The sequence below is a fragment of the Streptomyces sp. NPDC015127 genome (assembly GCF_043080095.1).
Taxonomy (GTDB): Bacteria; Actinomycetota; Actinomycetes; order Streptomycetales; family Streptomycetaceae; genus Streptomyces.
This window is the reverse complement of the sequence record NZ_JBIBVE010000001.1, coordinates 628,150-643,622: the sequence shown is the minus strand read 5'-3', so window position 1 is coordinate 643,622 and position 15,473 is coordinate 628,150. Positions and strand designations below refer to the sequence as shown.

Genomic DNA, 15,473 nt, shown 5'->3' with positions numbered 1-15,473 from the left:
ACCTCCCCTCGTGGCTGCCGTCCATCGTCCAACAACGGCGGGGAGTTGGCGAGGTCCTTCCCGGACTGCGCCCCCGTGCTCCGGCGGCGCCCCTCCCATCCTGCCTCCCTTGACGCCGGACCGGGCGCGTTTTACATTGCTTCCGTATAGCAGAACTAGACTTCCGTAATGCGGAACGAACACTGGACACCGACGCGGGACGACGCTCTCAGGTGGCGCGACGGAGCCGATCCCCAAGGCGAAGCAGGAGCCCTCCCATGCCACGTATGACCGCCGCCGCAGCGGCCGTTGAGATCCTCAAGCGCGAAGGCGTCACCAACGCGTTCGGCGTGCCTGGCGCGGCGATCAACCCCTTCTACCGCGAACTCAAGAACGTGGGGGGCATCGGCCACACCCTGGCCCGCCACGTCGAGGGCGCCTCCCACATGGCCGAGGGCTACACCCGCGCCAAGGCCGGCAACATCGGAGTCTGCATCGGTACCTCCGGCCCGGCGGGCACCGACATGATCACCGGCCTGTACTCCGCGATCGCGGACTCGATCCCGATCCTGTGCATCACCGGCCAGGCCCCGGTCTCGAAGCTCCACAAGGAGGACTTCCAGGCCGTCGACATCGCCGCGATTGCGGGGCCGGTCACCAAGAAGGCCACCACCGTCCTGGAGGCCGCCCAGGTCCCAGGCGTGTTCCAGGAGGCCTTCCACCTGATGCGCTCCGGCCGTCCCGGCCCGGTCCTGATCGACCTGCCGATCGACGTCCAGCTGACCGAGATCGAGTTCGACCCGGAGGCGTACGAGCCGCTGCCGGTCTACAAGCCGCGGGCCACCCGCGCCCAGGCCGAGAAGGCCATCCGGTTCCTGCTGGAGTCCGAGCGCCCGCTGATCGTCGCCGGCGGCGGCATCATCAACGCCGACGCCTCCGACCTTCTCGTCGAGTTCGCCGAGCTGACCGGCGTCCCGGTCATCTCCACCCTGATGGGCTGGGGCACCATCCCGGACGACCACGAGCTGAGCGCCGGCATGGTCGGCGTGCAGACCTCGCACCGCTACGGCAACGCGACCTTCCTCGAGTCGGACTTCGTCCTCGGCATCGGCAACCGCTGGGCCAACCGCCACACCGGCTACAACCTGGACGCCTACACCAACGGCCGGAAGTTCGTCCACGTCGACATCGAGCCCACCCAGATCGGCAAGATCTTCGCCCCGGACTACGGCTTCGCCTCCGACGCCAAGGCCGCCCTGGAACTCTTCATCGAGGTGGCGAAGGAGCTCAAGGCCGAGGGCAAGCTCCCCGACTTCGGCGCGTGGGCCGCCTCCGCCCAGGAGCGCAAGGCCACCCTGCTGCGCCGTACGCACTTCGACAACATCCCGATGAAGCCGCAGCGCGTCTACGAGGAGATGAACAAGGCGTTCGGTCCCGAGACCCGCTACGTCACCACCATCGGCCTCTCCCAGATCGCCGGCGCGCAGATGCTGCACGTCTACAGGCCGCGCCACTGGATCAACTGCGGCCAGGCCGGCCCGCTCGGCTGGACCATTCCGGCCGCGATCGGTGCCGCCACAGCGGACCCGCAGACCCCGATCGTCGCGCTGTCCGGCGACTACGACTTCCAGTTCATGATCGAGGAGCTGGCGGTCGCGGCGCAGCACAAGGTGCCCTACGTCCACGTCCTGGTGAACAACGCCTACCTGGGCCTGATCCGTCAGGCACAGGGCGGGCTGGGCATCAACTTCGAGGTCAACCTCGAGTTCGAGAACATCAACACCCCGGAGATCGGCGTCTACGGCGTCGACCACGTCAAGGTCGCCGAGGGCCTGGGCGTCAAGGCGATCCGCGTCGAGGACCCGGACAAGCTGGGCGAGGCCTTCGAGGAGGCCAAGAAGCTGGCGCAGGAGTTCCAGGTCCCGGTCGTCGTCGAGGCCATCCTGGAGCGCATCACCAACATCTCGATGAGCAAGACGGTCGACATGAGCGACGTGACCGAGTTCGAGGAGGTCGCCACCGAGCCCGGCCACGCCCCGACCGCGATCAAGCCCCTGAAGGTCTGATCCACCGCCCTGCGGGGCATGGAGGCCCGGTCCGCACCAGCGGACCGGGCCTTCGTCGTACCCGGGTGGTGCCGGTGCGGACGGGCCCTTCGGTGGTCCCGCCGGCTCCCGCTCGCGCCGAGGCCGCCGTCGGGTCCCCGCGGACCCCCGGTGCGGGGAACCGCGAACAGGCCCCGCTCTGTCTCACCGGAGGGCAGCCACGGGGCGCGTACGGCGCGTACGGCGCGCCGGCGGGGACGAACGAGGGAGGACGCCGTGACGGGATTCCGGCCGAAATGGCGGCCGTTGCTGGTCGCCCTGCTGCCGGTGACGGCGGCGCTGTGGCTGTGGGTGGCGTTCGTCGAGGACCTGGGAAGCGGGGAGGCCACCGTGACCGCCGCGGTGGCGGCCGGGTTCCTGTGCCTCTTCTCCGTGGCGGAGGACGCCTGGGAGCACTGGCGTGCGCGCCGCCGCGCGGACGGGGGCGACAGGGGCGACGGAGGCGACGGGGCGTAGACGGATCAGGGCCCGGTCTCTGTGCGCAGACCGGGCCCTGATCACCGAGCGCGAAGTACGGGACCGTAACCGACTCCGCGCTCTGTCTGTGAAGTTGTTGCCGCCCGACGGTGCGAGGCTGGCGCGACAGGACGTTCGCGCCGCCGGGCGGGGTCTTTGGAGGGTCGCCGGACGGAGTCCGGCGCAGCCGCCCGAAGCCTGCGCTGGGGGCACCTCCCAGCCGCTGGGCTGGGGGACGGTGCGAGGGCGGCGTTCGGGATGGTCGTTCGCGCCGCCGGGCGGGTTCCGGGAGGGGTCGCCGGACGGAGTCCGGCGTATCGGGGAGGGTTCCTCCCCGCGGGGCGGGCCCCGGGCTGCCCGGGACCGCGGCGGGGCGATTGGCCGCCGGTCCTCCTCACGTCAGGTCGGAGAGGAAGACCGGCACCTTCACCACCGCACTGGCATCGCACGGCCGCCGCGGTCCTCAAGCTGTCCGCACCGGTGGCCACCCCTCATCCGGGCCACCGGTCCGGACCGCGCACCGCAGCCGACATGACGTCGGCCGCGGTGCGCCGTCTGTGACTAGTCCTCGCGCAGGGCGCGGACCGCCTCCTCCACGCGCTTGCCGTAGTCGGCGTCGGCGGCGTGGAAGTGGGCCAGGTTCTTCTCGACCACGTCGTCGCGGGTGACCTGGGACAGGCCGCCGGCGATGTTCGCGACCAGGCGCTGCTTCTCGTCCTCCGACATCAGGCGGTAGAGCTCACCGGCCTGGAAGAAGTCGTCGTCCTTGACGTGGGCGGGCGCCGCGTGGGTGCCGGTCCAGCCGGTGACGGCCAGCGGGGCGGACAGCGCCGCGTCGCTCTGGGCTGGGCCCGCGTACGAGTTGGGCTCGTAGTTCTTGTCGTGGCGCGAGCCGTTGCGGGTGGCCATGAAGCCGTCGCGGCGGTAGTTGTCCGCGACCGTCGCCTTGGGTGCGTTCACCGGCAGCTGGGTGTGGTTCACACCGAGCCGGTAGCGGTGGGCGTCCGCGTAGGCGAAGAGACGGCCCTGGAGCATCTTGTCCGGCGAGGGGCCGATACCGGGCACGAAGTTGTTCGGGGAGAACGCGGCCTGCTCGACCTCGGCGAACACGTTGTCCGGGTTGCGGTCGAGGACCAGACGGCCCACGCGCTGCAGCGGGTAGTCGCTGTGCGGCCACACCTTGGTCAGGTCGAACGGGTTGAAGCGGTAGTCCGCCGCCTCGGCCGCCGGCATGACCTGGACGTAAAGGGTCCACGAGGGGTTCACACCGCGCTCGATGGCCTGCAGCAGGTCCGTCTGGTGCGAGTTGGCGTCCTTGCCGACCAGCTCGGCCGCCTGGTCGGAGGACAGGCAGCGGATGCCCTGGTTGGTCTTGAAGTGGTACTTCACGAAGAAGGCCTCGCCCGCTTCGTTGGTCCACTGGTAGGTGTGGGAACCGTAGCCGTTCATGTGACGGTACGAGGCGGGGATGCCGCGGTCGCCCATCAGCCAGGTCACCTGGTGCGTGGCCTCGGGTGCGTGCGCCCAGAAGTCCCAGACGTTGTCCGGCTCCTGACGGGCCGTGAAGGGGTCGCGCTTCTGCGAGTGGATGAAGTCGGGGAACTTGATCGGGTCCTTGATGAAGAACACCGGGGTGTTGTTGCCGACGAGGTCGTAGTTGCCCTCCTCGGTGTAGAACTTCACCGCGAAGCCGCGCGGGTCGCGGACCGCGTCCGCGCCGCCGAGCGAGTCCGCCACGGTCGAGAACCGCAGGAAGGTCTCGGTGCGCTTGCCCACCTCGGAGAGGAAGTCGGCCTTCGTCCAGCCGGTGACGTCGTCGGTCACCTCGAAGTAGCCGTACGCGCCGCTGCCGCGGGCGTGGACCACGCGCTCCGGGATGCGCTCACGGTTGAAGCGGGCGAGCTTCTCCAGCAGGTGCTGGTCCTGCAGGAGCAGCGGGCCACCGACGCCGGCGGTGGCGGAGTTCTGGTTGTCGGCGACCGGGGCGCCGGACTCGGTCGTAAGCACGCGCTTCGACATCGTGACCTTCCGATACGTACGGGAGCTGCTGGCGGTGCGAGGAGCGTAAGGACGCTCCCGACCTCACGTCAACAGTTTGTTGAAATTGAAGGAGGGTGTTCCGGCCGGTGCCGGCGCCTGGGCGCGACAGGACAGGTGTCAGCGCCGACACCGACCGGGGTTCATGGGGCCGTGGCCCGCCTGGGCAGGGGCCTCGGTGGTTGCTGCGGCGGTGGCCGACCATGGGGTGGGCCCGGGGTCTAAGGGGCCGTGGTCGGCCTGGGCAGGGGCCTTGGTGGCTTCTGCCGGTGGTGGCCGACCACGGGGTGGACCCGGGGCCTACGGGGCGGCCGGGGCCGCTCGTCAGACCTGGGAGCCCGAGAGGCGCTCGACGGCGCGCAGCAGGGCCGAGTGGTCCAGGCCGCCGTCGCCCTGGGCGCGCAGGGAGGCGACCAGCTGGGCCACGACCGCGCCGACCGGCAGGGCGGCGCCCACGTTGCGGGCGGCATCGGTGACGATGCCCATGTCCTTGTGGTGGAGGTCGATCCGGAAGCCGGGCTTGAAGTCCCGGTTCAGGAAGTTGTCCTTCTTGCGGGTCAGCACGGTCGAGCCGGCCAGACCGCCGTTGAGGACGTCGAGCGCGGCCGTCAGGTCCACGCCGGACTTCTCCAGGAAGACCACGGCCTCGGCGCACGCCTGGATGTTGACCGCGACGATCAGCTGGTTGGCCGCCTTCACCGTCTGGCCGGACCCGTGCGGGCCGCACAGCACGATGGTCTTGCCGAGGGCCTCCAGGATCGGCTTGGCGGTCTCGAAGTCCGCCTGGTCACCGCCGACCATGATCGAGAGCACCGCCTCGATGGCGCCCGCCTCGCCGCCGGAGACCGGGGCGTCGAGCACGCGGATGCCCTTGTCGGCGGCGGCCTTCGCGAGGTCGACCGAGGTCTGCGGCGTGATCGACGACATGTCGATCAGCAGCGCGCCCTGCTTGGCGTTCTCCAGGATGCCGTCGGGGCCGTAGGCGATGGCCTCGACCTGGGGCGACGCCGGGACCATGGTGATCACCACGTCCGCGTCACGGACCGCGTCGGCGATCGAGGAGGCCGCGGTGCCGCCGGCCGCGGCGAGGCGGTCCAGCTTGTCCTGCTCCAGCGTGAAGCCGGTGACCTGGTATCCGGCCTTCAGCAGGTTCTCGGACATGGGGGAGCCCATGATGCCGAGCCCGATCCAGGCAACCGCCGGGCGGGTGGCGCGGGAGGAATCGGTAAGAGTGCTCATGAGGGTACCTCTCTCAAAACGCTTGCAAGTAAGTCAGTTGGCCGCTCGGGCCGCCGCGGGCAGCCAGTCGAACGACTCGGCGCTCGGGCGGTCGCCGGCCTTGTACTCCAGGCCGACCCAGCCCTCGTAACCGGCCTTCTTCAGCTCGTCGAGGAGCTGCTCCAGCGGGAGTGAGCCGGTGCCCGGCGCGCCGCGGCCCGGGTTGTCGGCGATCTGGACGTGGCCGGTCCTGTCGGCGTAGGCCGCGATGACCTGCGAGACGTCCTCGCCGTTCATGGACAGGTGGTAGATGTCCAGGAGGAACTTGGCGTTGCCGAGGCCCGTCGCCGCGTTCACCTTGTCGACGACCTCGATCGCGGCGGGCGCGCTCACCAGCGGGTAGAGCGGCGACTCCGGCTTGTTCAGGGTCTCGACGAGGAGGATCGCGCCGATACGGTCGGCCGCGCGGGCCGCGAGGACCAGGTTCTCGAGGGCGAGGGTGTCCTGGATCTGCGGGTCGACGCCGTCGACACGGTTGCCGTAGAGCGCGTTGAGCGCCTTGCAGCCCACCGAGGCGGCGAAGTCGGCGGCCACCTCGATGTTGGCCCGGAAGCGGTCGGACTCCTCACCCGGCACGGAGAGCGCGCCGCGGTCGGGGCCCGGCAGCTGCCCGGCGTAGAAGTTCAGGCCCACCAGCTGGGTGCCGGCGTCGTCGAGCGCCTTCTTGAGGGCGTCGAGCTCCGCCTGGGGCGGGGTGGGGGTCTCGATCCAGGGCCACCACAGCTCGACCGCCGTGAAGCCCGCCGCGGCGGCTGCCGCGGGACGCTCCAGAAGCGGGAGTTCCGTGAAGAGGATCGAGAGGTTCACATCGAAGCGCTGGTCCGCGTATCCCATGAGGGCTGTGCGCTCCTTCCGTATTGCGGAAGTTTCTTTCTGCTTAATGGAATTCTGTCGAGCGGTGCCCTGAGCTGTCAAGACGCGGACGCAAAAAAGCGCCTCCGAGCTGGGACGGCGCGGCCCGGCGGGGCTGCTGCCGTCCCGGCCCGGAGGCGCGGGAAGGGGAGGATACGGCTCTCGGAGAGCCTCAGAGGGCGTCTACGGCGCTCACCTTCCAGCCGGCGTCCGTACGCGTCATCGTCATCCGCACCCGGTTCAGGTCGACGCGCGAGCCCGTCACCTGGGTGCTGGTGGTGACCTGGTTCACGAACAGCAGGACGACCACCTTGTCCGGCGACGCCGACACCACCGACGCGGCCGGGGCGCCGCCGTCCGGCGGGCGCACCACCGACGCCTTGACGGTCCCGCGGTACTTCGTCGCCGTCGGCGCCACCACCGTCTTCGTGGTCCTGCCGTACTCGTCGCGGAACGAGCCGGTCAGCCACGTGCGGGCCGCCGCGAAATCCTTGTCCAGCCGCCGGTGGTCGTACGACAGGACCACCGGAGCCGCCTTGCGGGCCGCCGCCAGGGCCTCGGTGCGGGCGGCGTCGGTACCCCGGCCGAGGGCGTACTCCCGGCCCAGCACACCGGCCGCGACCAGGGCCGCCACCAGCAGCACGGCCAGCACGGCGGACACTCTCCCGCGAGTGACCCGGCGGCCCCGCGCGGTATCGGCGGCCACCAGCACCCGTCCGACGTGCTGCTCCTCGGGCCTGCGGGCCTGCGAGACGTCGTCCGGGGCCTCTGCGGGAACCTCCTCCAGCGGCACCGCACGGGACGCCGCCGCGAGGCCCGAACCGCGCGGACCGTCCGAGGAGCCCGGCGCTCCGGCCCTGACGCGCTCGGTCCTCTTGGCCGCCGCCCGCGCGGCGGCGGCCATCGTGCGCTGCCCCGCCGACGCGGCGCCGCGCCCCCGGGTCGTCGGATTCGCCATGGTCCTGCTCCTCACTGCTGGTGGTACGGGTGGGCGTCGGGGGCGGTCAGCCGACGAACTCGACGTTGGACGTCAGCCAGCGGCCGCCCTCGAGCACCAGGTCGAGCTGCAGCCGGTAGGTGCGGGCCTGCCCCTCGGGCGCTGCGGTGTTGGTCACCTTGCTGTCGGCGACCACGAGCACCCGGGCCGACCGCTCGTCCGCCCGGGCGATGCCCGCCTCCAGCACCTGGCCCTGCGACACCGACTTGTTCGCGGCGACGAGCTTCGTCAACTCGGCGGTCTGGGCGGCGAACTGCTCCTTGAAGTCGCCGGTGGCCCCCTTGAGCACGTTCGCGCTGTCGCGCTCGTAGTGCCGGTAGTCGAGCGACGTGAAGTTCAGCGCCGACTGGCGGGCGGCGGCCAGGATGTCCTGGTGCCGCCGGCCCTCGGCACGCTGCTCGTACACCTGCACGCACAGCCAGCCGCTGACCGCCGTCACGGCGACGGTCGCGACGGCGAGCCCCACGGCCGTCCACCGCGTCCGCGCTCCCCGCCCGACGGCCCCACGCAGCCGCCGCCACGCGCCACCGCCTTCGCCCCTGGGGGCGTCGTCCGCGTCGTGTGCGCGTGTGTCCCGGGGCGCGTCGTCCGCCTCGTGTGCGGCGTCGGCGTCGTCCTGCCCGCCCAGTGCGCCGGTGTCCCCGGCATCCTGGGCGGCCGACAGGAGCGTCCCGTCCTCGGGGACGCCCGGATCCGACGCCGTCTCCCGCGCGCCCTGCGCGCTCCGCGCCGCCGTGGCGTTGTCGGTCATGCCATCGGTCCCACGAGCAGCCATTGCCACGAGTCCTTTCCGAACGTGCTCTGTTCGCCGCCCGTCGAACCGATCTCGACGAGCGTGCCGCCCGGCCCGGCGAGGGTGCCGGTCTCCGGGTCGTACGGGGTGACGTGCGCCGCCTGCCGCGCGCCGCCCGGCCCCGAGGAAGCGCCGGGCGCGTTCTGGGCGCCACGCACCGAGGTACCGCTGCCGCGCGGCTCGGTGCAGCGTGCCCCGGTGTTGGCGGGCCGCTGAGAGGTGTCCGCCGGGTCGCGCCGCTGGGTGCCGTAACCCTGGCGGCACGGCGGCGGGTCGTCGGCGTTCACGACCATGCCGAAGTGGGTGGTGCCGTCCCCGGGGATCACGGTGTAGCTGCCGGCGACGATCACCGGGAACGTCACCAGCGCCTGCTCCACGCCGGGCAGGCGGGCCACGGTGACCTGGCCGCCGCTGATCAGATTGGAGAGCAGCACCGGCAGATGCGTCTCGTTGGACTTCAGCAGCGAGTCGACCTCCTGCGCCGCCGGGGCGCTGTTGCCGACCAGTCGCCGCAGATCGCCGTCACGCGCCTTCAGCTCCGCGGTCAGCGCGGCCAGGTCGCGGGAGAACGACGTGATCGCCGACCCCTTGTCGCTCTGGGTCTTCAGCACCACCCGCGAGTCCTCGATGAGCGAGATCGTCTCGGGCAGGTTCTGCGAGGCCGACTCGACCAGCTGGTTTCCGGAGTCCACCAGCTTGCTCAGATGCGGGCCGGTGCCGGCGAAGGCCTTGCCGAGTTCGTCGACCGTGACCCGCAGATCGTCCTTGCCGACCGAGTTCACCAGCCGGTCCAGGCTGAGGATGGGCGCCGTCGTGGGCAGCGGGACCCGGGTGTCGGCGCGCGGGATCTCGCTTCCCTCCTGCAGATACGGGCCGCTGGAGCGGCGCGGCTGGAGATCGACGTACTGCTCGCCGACCGCGGACCGGTTGGCCACCACGGCCAGCGTGTCCGCCGGTATCCGGGTCCCGTCCTCGATGTCCAGCGCCACCGAGACGCCGTCCGCACCCGCGAGCCGCAGGTCACCGACCTGGCCCACCGGAACGCCCCGGTAGGTGACCTCGGCGCCCTGGAAGATGCCGCCGGAGTCGGCGAAGTCGGCCCGCACGGTGTATCCGCGGTCCAGCAGGCTGTCCACCAGGCCGGTGTATTGGGCGCCGACGTAGGAGCACCCCACGGCGGTGACCGCGGAGAAGGCGATCAACTGGGCCCTGACCGTTCGTGTGATCACGGCTGCATCCCCTTCAGCATCAGCTCGGCCAGTGCCAGATCGATCCCCGCGGGCAGCCGGCGTTCGTCGCCGGACGCGCCCTCGTAGGAGGCGTGGCTGCCGGTGCACACCGGCGGACACAGCGGTCCGTCGCCGCCGGGGGGCGGAGGAGCGCCCGGCGTCGGGGCGCCGGGGACCGAGGGGGGCCCGGTCGGCAGAGGCGCTTGCGGCAGGCCCGGCACCTCGGGCACGCCGGGAATCTCCGGCAGCTCGGGCTCCTGCGGGGTGCCGGGCTTCTTCGGTTCCTCCGCGAGGTTGCCGTAGATGCTCGCGAGGTCCAGGTCCGCGGTGATCTTGAGGTTGACATAGTCGCCCTTGATGGCGCCGGTCGCGTTCCGTGGGAAGGGATAGGTCGTCAGGAGCTCCAGCGAATTGGGGAGATCGCTGCCGGCCTTGTTCAGCTCCTGCAGGATCGGCTGCAGGCTCTTGAGGTTGGCCACCGTGTCCGCGCGGGAGGTGTTGATCACCTTGGTGCCCGTCTTCCCCAGCTCCGAGAGCGAGGTCAGCATCGTCGTCAGATTGCGGCGCTGGTCGGCCAGTACCTTCAGCGCGCCGGGCATCGTGTCCACGGCCTGCGCGATCGTCTTCTTCTCCGCGGCCAGCCGCTTCGCCAGCCGGTCGATGCCCTTGAGCGCCCGGACGATCTCCTTGCGCTGCTCGTCGAGCCCGCCGATGAACGTGTCCAGCTCGCCGAGCAGGTCCTTGACCCGGTTCTCCCGGCCCTCCAGCGCCTTGTTCAGCTCCACGGTGATCGTCTTGAGCTGCGCCACACCGCCGCCGTTCAGCAGCGCGGAGAGGGCGGAGAGCACCTCCTCGATCTCGGGGTTGCGCCCGGTGCGCGACAGCGGGATGCGCGCACCGTCGGTGAGCCGCCCGCTGGGTTCGACGCCCACCGGCGGGGAGAGGGCCACGTACTTCTCCCCGAGCATGCTGGTCTGCCGCAGCTCGGCGATCGCGTTACCGGGCAGCTTCACATCGTCGGCGATACGCAGCCGCACCCGGGCGTGCCAGCCGACCAGTTCCACCTTCTCGACCGCGCCCACGGTGACGTTGTTGACCTTGACCGCCGACTGCGGGACCAGGTCGAGGACGTCCCTGAAGTCGGCCGTCACCTGGTAGGCGTTGCCGTCGGCGGCCGCGCCGCCGGGCAGGTTCACGTCGTACAGGCCGTTGAAGTCGCAGCCGGTGAGCAGCACGGAGCCCATGGCCGTCACCAGGGCCACGGCCCTGCGCCTGCGGGGTGCACTCATGCGCGTGCCTCCAGGATTCCGCCGAGCGTCCGGTCGACCTGGCCGGTGCCCGACACGGGGCCGGAGGCCGGCACCTTGGGCAGCGAGTCGAACAGCTTGTCCAACTCAGCGCAGTCGGGGTTCTTGCCCCCGGCGTCGCCGGTGGTCTTCAGCAGCGAGCACAGCAGCGCCGCCGGGTCCTGCGGATGGTCGGGGTTGTTGCGGGTGTCGAGGGTGCCGGACGAGGGGTTGTACGCGTTCTGGAGGTTCGACAGGCCGGTGGGCGCGACCTCCATCAGCTCCGCCAGCGCCGCCCGCTGGGTGACCAGCACCTTGGTGACCTTGCTGAGTCCCTTCACGTCCTCGGTCAGCGCCTTCTTGTTGTTCTTCACGAACCTCGACACGTCCCCGAGCGCCACTCCCAGATGCTTGAGAGCCGCCGCGAGGTCCTTGCGCTCCCCGGCGAGCTGATCGGCGACCGCGGCGAGACTGTCGTTGAACGACCGCACGCTCTTGTCGTCGGCGGCGAGCGCCGCGGTGAACACCTGCAGATTGCGTACGGTGCCGAACAGGTCCTGCCGGCCGTCGGACAGCGTGGTGACCGCGAGGGACAGGTCCTCCACAGTCTGGTGCATCTGTTCGCCCTGGCCGTCCAGATTGTCGGCGCTCACCCCCAGCAGCCGCGAGAGCGAGCCGTCCTTGTTGGCACCCTTCGGACCGAGCGCCTCGGCCGTCGTGTGCAGGCTGTCGAAGACCCGGTCCAGCTCCACCGGCACCGCCGTGCGGCTCTGGGGGATCACCGCGCCGTCGCGCATCACGGGCCCGCCCTTGTACACCGGCAGCATCTGTACGTAACGGTCGCTGACGACCGAGGAGTTGATGATGGCGGCCTGGGCATCGGCCGGGATCCTGCGCCCAGGCTCGTACTCGAGCTCCACGCGCACCCGGCCGCCCTCGGGGACGATCTCGGTGACCTCACCGACGCGTACGCCGAGCACCCGCACGTCGGAGCCCGGGTAGATGCCCACCGTGCGCGGGAAGTACGCCGTGACGCGCACCGGTTCCTCGCGCGGCCACAGCACGACCGCGGCGCAGACCAGCAGCGCCGTGGCGACGGCGGCGGCCGTCAGCCGGGCCGTACGGCCCTTCGGGTTGAAGCGGATGCGGCCCTTCATCGCGACCCTCCTGTCCGGGGGACCACCGGTGCGGCGACCATGTTCTGGATGTAGCTGTCGAACCAGCGGCCGTTGCCGAGGGTGTTGGTGAAGACCCGCACGTACGGGGCGAGCAGGGCGACGCTGCGGTCGAGACTGGCCTGGTTGCGCTCCAGCATCCGCACCACCTGGTTCAGCCCTTTGAGCGCCGGGCCTATCTCCTTCTCGTTGTCCTTGACGAGGCCCGACAGCTGGATGCCGAGCGCCGCCGAACTCTTGAGCAGCGCATGGATGGCCGCCCGGCGACGGGATATCTCCTTGAAGAGTGCGTCGCCGTCCTTCACCAGGCTGGTGAACTCACCGGAGCGTTCCGCGAGCACCTTGGTGACCGAGTTGGAGTGCTTCAGCAGCTCGCGCAGGTCCTCGTCACGCGAGGCCACCGTCTTCGAGATCTTCGACAGTCCCTTGATCGAGGCGCGTACCTCCTCCGGCGAGTCCTCGAAGGTCGTCGAGATGGTGTCCAGGGCCTTCGCCAGCTGCTCGGTGTCGACCTTTTCGCTGGTGGTCGTCAGATCACTGAACGCCTGGACGACGTCGTACGCCGGGGTCGTGCGCTCCAGCGGGATCTCGCTGCCAGGCCGCAGCTGTCCGGACCCCTTCGGCTGCAGGGCCAGGTACTTCGCGCCCAGGATCGTCTTGATCCGGATGGCCGCGCCGGTCCTCGTGCCGAACTTCGGGTCTCCCTTGACGCGGAAGACGACCTTCACATGGTCGCCGTCGAGATCGACCTCGTCGACCTTGCCGACCTTGACCCCGGCGATGCGCACCTCGTCACCGGGCTTGAGCCCGCCGGCCTCCGAGAACGCGGCGCTGTAGGTGTCGCCGCTGCCGATGACCGGCAGGTCGTCGGCGTTGAACGCGGCCGTCGCCAGCAGGGCGAGCGTGGTGAGACCGACCGCGCCGATCACCACCGGGTTCCTGTCGCGGAACGGGCCGAGCCTGGGCAGGAGCCGTGTCGTCATCCGCCGCACCTCGCCCGTGCCACGTGCAGCTCCGGAGTGATCACCTCTCGGGTCTTCGGCAGCACGATCCGGCCGTCGAAGTCACAGAGGTAGAAGTTGAACCAGGAACCGTACGAGGCGGTCCCCGTCAGCTTGTTGAGCTTGTTCGGCAGCCGCTTCAGCACGCCCTCCACGGTCTTCTCGTTGTCGTTCAGCGTCTTGGTGAGGTCCCTCAGCTCGGCGATGTCGCCCTTCAGCGGCGGCCGGGCGTCCTCGAGCAGACCGGAGGTCGCCTCGGTCAGCGAGCCGATGTTCTCCAGCGAGGACCCGATCGGCTTGCGGTCGGCGGACAGTCCGGAGATCAGCCGCTGCAGCTGCTTGAGCAGCCCGGAGAACCGCGCGCCGCGCTTGTCGAGGGTCTGCAGCGTGGTGTTCAGGTTGTCGATCACCGATCCGATCAGCTCGTCCCGGTCGGCGAGGGTCGTGGTCAGGGACGCGGTGTGCGCGAGCAGGCTGTTGACCGTTCCGCCCTCGCCCTGCAGCGTCTTGATGATCTCGGTCGCGAGCTGGTTGACGTCCTTCGGGCTGAGCGCGGCGAACAGCGGCTTGAAGCCGCCCAGCAGCGCGTTGAGGTCGAGCGCCGGCTGCGTCCGCGCCAGCGGGATCGTCCCGCCCGGCTTCAGCCTCGTCCCGTCGCCCGCGCCCTCGGTGAGCGCCACATAGCGCTGGCCGACCAGGCTCCGGTAGCGGATGACCGCACCGGTGCTGGTCAGCAGCGGCCGGTCGTGGGAGACGGTGAAGGTCACCTCCGCCAGGGTGCGGTCCTTGATGCGGATGTCCTCGACCTCGCCGACCCGCACTCCCGCGACGCGGATGTCGTCGCCCTCCTCCAGGCTGGTGACATCGCTGAACACCGCACGGTAGGTGTGCTCCGGGGTGAAGGAGAGGTTGACGATCGTCGCCGCGAGCAGCGTCGTCGCCAGGATCGTCACCACGCCGAAGAGAAGGAACTTGACCAGCGGTGCCGCGGTCGCGGTGGCCCGTGAAGCCTTCATGCCACACTCACCGCCGTCCCGCGTGCCATGGGCCCGAAGAGCAGCGTCGCCACCGCGGGCACCCGGTCGGCAGGCACCCCGAGGACCGGCGCGACCAGCGAGCCGACGGCCCGCTGCTCGGCCGCCGTCGCCGAGACCGGCCCGGCTCCGGGCGGGCCGCCGGCAGCGACATCCTTCGTACCGTCGTCGAGCTTGGTGTGTCCCGACGGCACGGAAGGGTTGGGGAGGCTTCTGCAGTTGGGGCCGGAGCGATCGGCATAGCGCGGTTCCTCACCGGGTCGGTACGCGGGTCGCGGATGGACGAATTCGAGGGTGATACGCATCTCGCCGCCCCTGAACGCCTTCTCCGACTCCCTGGTCTGGCGCTCGAGGCCCTCCAGGAGACACGGGTACTCGGGCGAGTAGCGGGCGAACAGGTCGAGGGTGGGGCGGGAGACACGGCCCAGGGTGATCAGCCGCTCCCCGTTGTCGTCGAAGAACTTCTCCGCCGTGCCCGCGACCTTCGCCGTTCCCGTCAGGGCGGCGGCCAGCTGCTCGCGCTTCTCCACGATCGTGCGGCTCGTGGTGACGGAGTTGCGCAAGATGTTCATCAGGTCCGGTGCCGCGTCCCCGTAGACCTCGGCGACATCGGCGAAGCGGGAGATGTCCTCCTGCATGGACGGCATATGGGGGTTGAGCTTGCGCAGATAGCGCTCCAGCCGGACCAGGTTGTCGCCGATGCGGTCCCCGCGCCCTTCCAGCGCGGTGGAGAACGCGTGCAGTGTGGCGTTGAGATCCGCGGGCCGCACGGTGCGCAGCAGCGGGAGCAGGTCGTTCATCAGGTGCTGCACCTCGATGCCGGCCCTGGTGCGGTCCTGGGTGATCACGTCACCGGCCCGGATGTGCCGGCCGGACGAGCCGGGCGGCGCCACCAGATCGACGAACTTCTCACCGAAGAGCGTTTTCGGCAGCAGCCGTGCCTGCACATCGGCCGGGATCCGTTCGACGTGCTCGGGCTTCAGAGCGATGTCGAGCGTCGCCTTCTCGCCGTCGGCCCGCACCTCGCGCACCTCGCCGACGAGCAGTCCGCGCAGCTTCACGTCGGCCCGCGGGTCGAGCTGATTGCCGAGCGTGTCGGCCTCGAGCGTGATGCGCACCACCGAGGTGAACACCTGCTGGTACGCGGCCACGGAAAGCGACAGCAGCAGGGCGATGACGGCGAGGAACACGATGCCGTACAGCCGCAGCCTGCCACTGCGTGCCGCGGCGCCTCTTTCGATGCTCATCGGC

13 protein-coding genes are annotated in these 15,473 nt (G+C 70.5%); 2 read left to right on the top strand and 11 right to left on the bottom strand.

The features are described 5' to 3' along the window. Positions 1-257 precede the first annotated feature (257 nt). Positions 258-2,045 (top strand): glyoxylate carboligase, encoded by a 1,788-nt coding sequence (gene gcl / locus ACF08N_RS02735; RefSeq protein ID WP_392322728.1) that lies wholly within the window; start codon positions 258-260, stop codon positions 2,043-2,045. Between the two features lie 255 nt (positions 2,046-2,300). Further along, complete coding sequence (locus ACF08N_RS02730) at positions 2,301-2,540, top strand: hypothetical protein (protein ID WP_392322727.1); 240 nt, start codon at positions 2,301-2,303, stop codon at positions 2,538-2,540. A 561-nt stretch (positions 2,541-3,101) separates the two neighbouring features. Here the strand turns inward: ACF08N_RS02730 and ACF08N_RS02725 are convergent. From ACF08N_RS02725 to ACF08N_RS02675, 11 genes are all read right to left on the bottom strand, one after another. Continuing rightward, entirely contained in the window at positions 3,102-4,559 is a 1,458-nt protein-coding gene (locus ACF08N_RS02725) for a catalase (protein WP_392322726.1), read from the bottom strand. Positions 4,560-4,901: 342 nt separating this feature from the next. Further along, the gene (locus tag ACF08N_RS02720; protein ID WP_392322725.1) at positions 4,902-5,816 is read right to left on the bottom strand and encodes a 2-hydroxy-3-oxopropionate reductase; all 915 of its coding nucleotides are present in this window, start codon (positions 5,814-5,816) and stop codon (positions 4,902-4,904) included. A 33-nt stretch (positions 5,817-5,849) separates the two neighbouring features. Then, positions 5,850-6,689 (bottom strand): TIM barrel protein, encoded by an 840-nt coding sequence (locus ACF08N_RS02715; RefSeq protein ID WP_392322724.1) that lies wholly within the window; start codon positions 6,687-6,689, stop codon positions 5,850-5,852. Positions 6,690-6,879: 190 nt separating this feature from the next. Further along, on the bottom strand, positions 6,880-7,665 hold the full coding sequence (locus ACF08N_RS02710; RefSeq protein ID WP_392322723.1) for a hypothetical protein: 786 nt from the start codon (positions 7,663-7,665) through the stop codon (positions 6,880-6,882). Positions 7,666-7,711: 46 nt separating this feature from the next. Then, positions 7,712-8,455, bottom strand: coding sequence for a hypothetical protein (locus ACF08N_RS02705; protein ID WP_392322722.1), 744 nt, complete (start codon positions 8,453-8,455; stop codon positions 7,712-7,714). Then, complete coding sequence (locus tag ACF08N_RS02700; protein ID WP_392322721.1) at positions 8,452-9,726, bottom strand: MCE family protein; 1,275 nt, start codon at positions 9,724-9,726, stop codon at positions 8,452-8,454. The genes ACF08N_RS02705 and ACF08N_RS02700 overlap by 4 nt, the downstream gene beginning before the upstream one ends. Beyond that, positions 9,723-11,015 carry an MCE family protein gene (locus tag ACF08N_RS02695; protein ID WP_392322720.1) on the bottom strand — a complete coding sequence of 431 codons (1,293 nt, stop codon included), beginning with the start codon at positions 11,013-11,015 and terminating at the stop codon, positions 9,723-9,725. The genes ACF08N_RS02700 and ACF08N_RS02695 overlap by 4 nt, the downstream gene beginning before the upstream one ends. Further along, a complete protein-coding gene (locus ACF08N_RS02690; protein WP_392322719.1) occupies positions 11,012-12,169 on the bottom strand; it encodes an MCE family protein in 1,158 nt (385 codons plus the stop codon). The genes ACF08N_RS02695 and ACF08N_RS02690 overlap by 4 nt, the downstream gene beginning before the upstream one ends. Beyond that, positions 12,166-13,170, bottom strand: a complete 1,005-nt coding sequence (locus ACF08N_RS02685; RefSeq protein WP_392322718.1) for an MCE family protein — start codon at positions 13,168-13,170, stop codon at positions 12,166-12,168. Before ACF08N_RS02685 ends, ACF08N_RS02690 begins: the two co-directional genes overlap by 4 nt. After that, positions 13,167-14,204 carry an MCE family protein gene (locus ACF08N_RS02680; RefSeq protein ID WP_392322717.1) on the bottom strand — a complete coding sequence of 346 codons (1,038 nt, stop codon included), beginning with the start codon at positions 14,202-14,204 and terminating at the stop codon, positions 13,167-13,169. Before ACF08N_RS02680 ends, ACF08N_RS02685 begins: the two co-directional genes overlap by 4 nt. Continuing rightward, positions 14,201-15,469 carry an MCE family protein gene (locus tag ACF08N_RS02675; RefSeq protein WP_392322716.1) on the bottom strand — a complete coding sequence of 423 codons (1,269 nt, stop codon included), beginning with the start codon at positions 15,467-15,469 and terminating at the stop codon, positions 14,201-14,203. The genes ACF08N_RS02680 and ACF08N_RS02675 overlap by 4 nt, the downstream gene beginning before the upstream one ends. Positions 15,470-15,473: the final 4 nt, after the last annotated feature.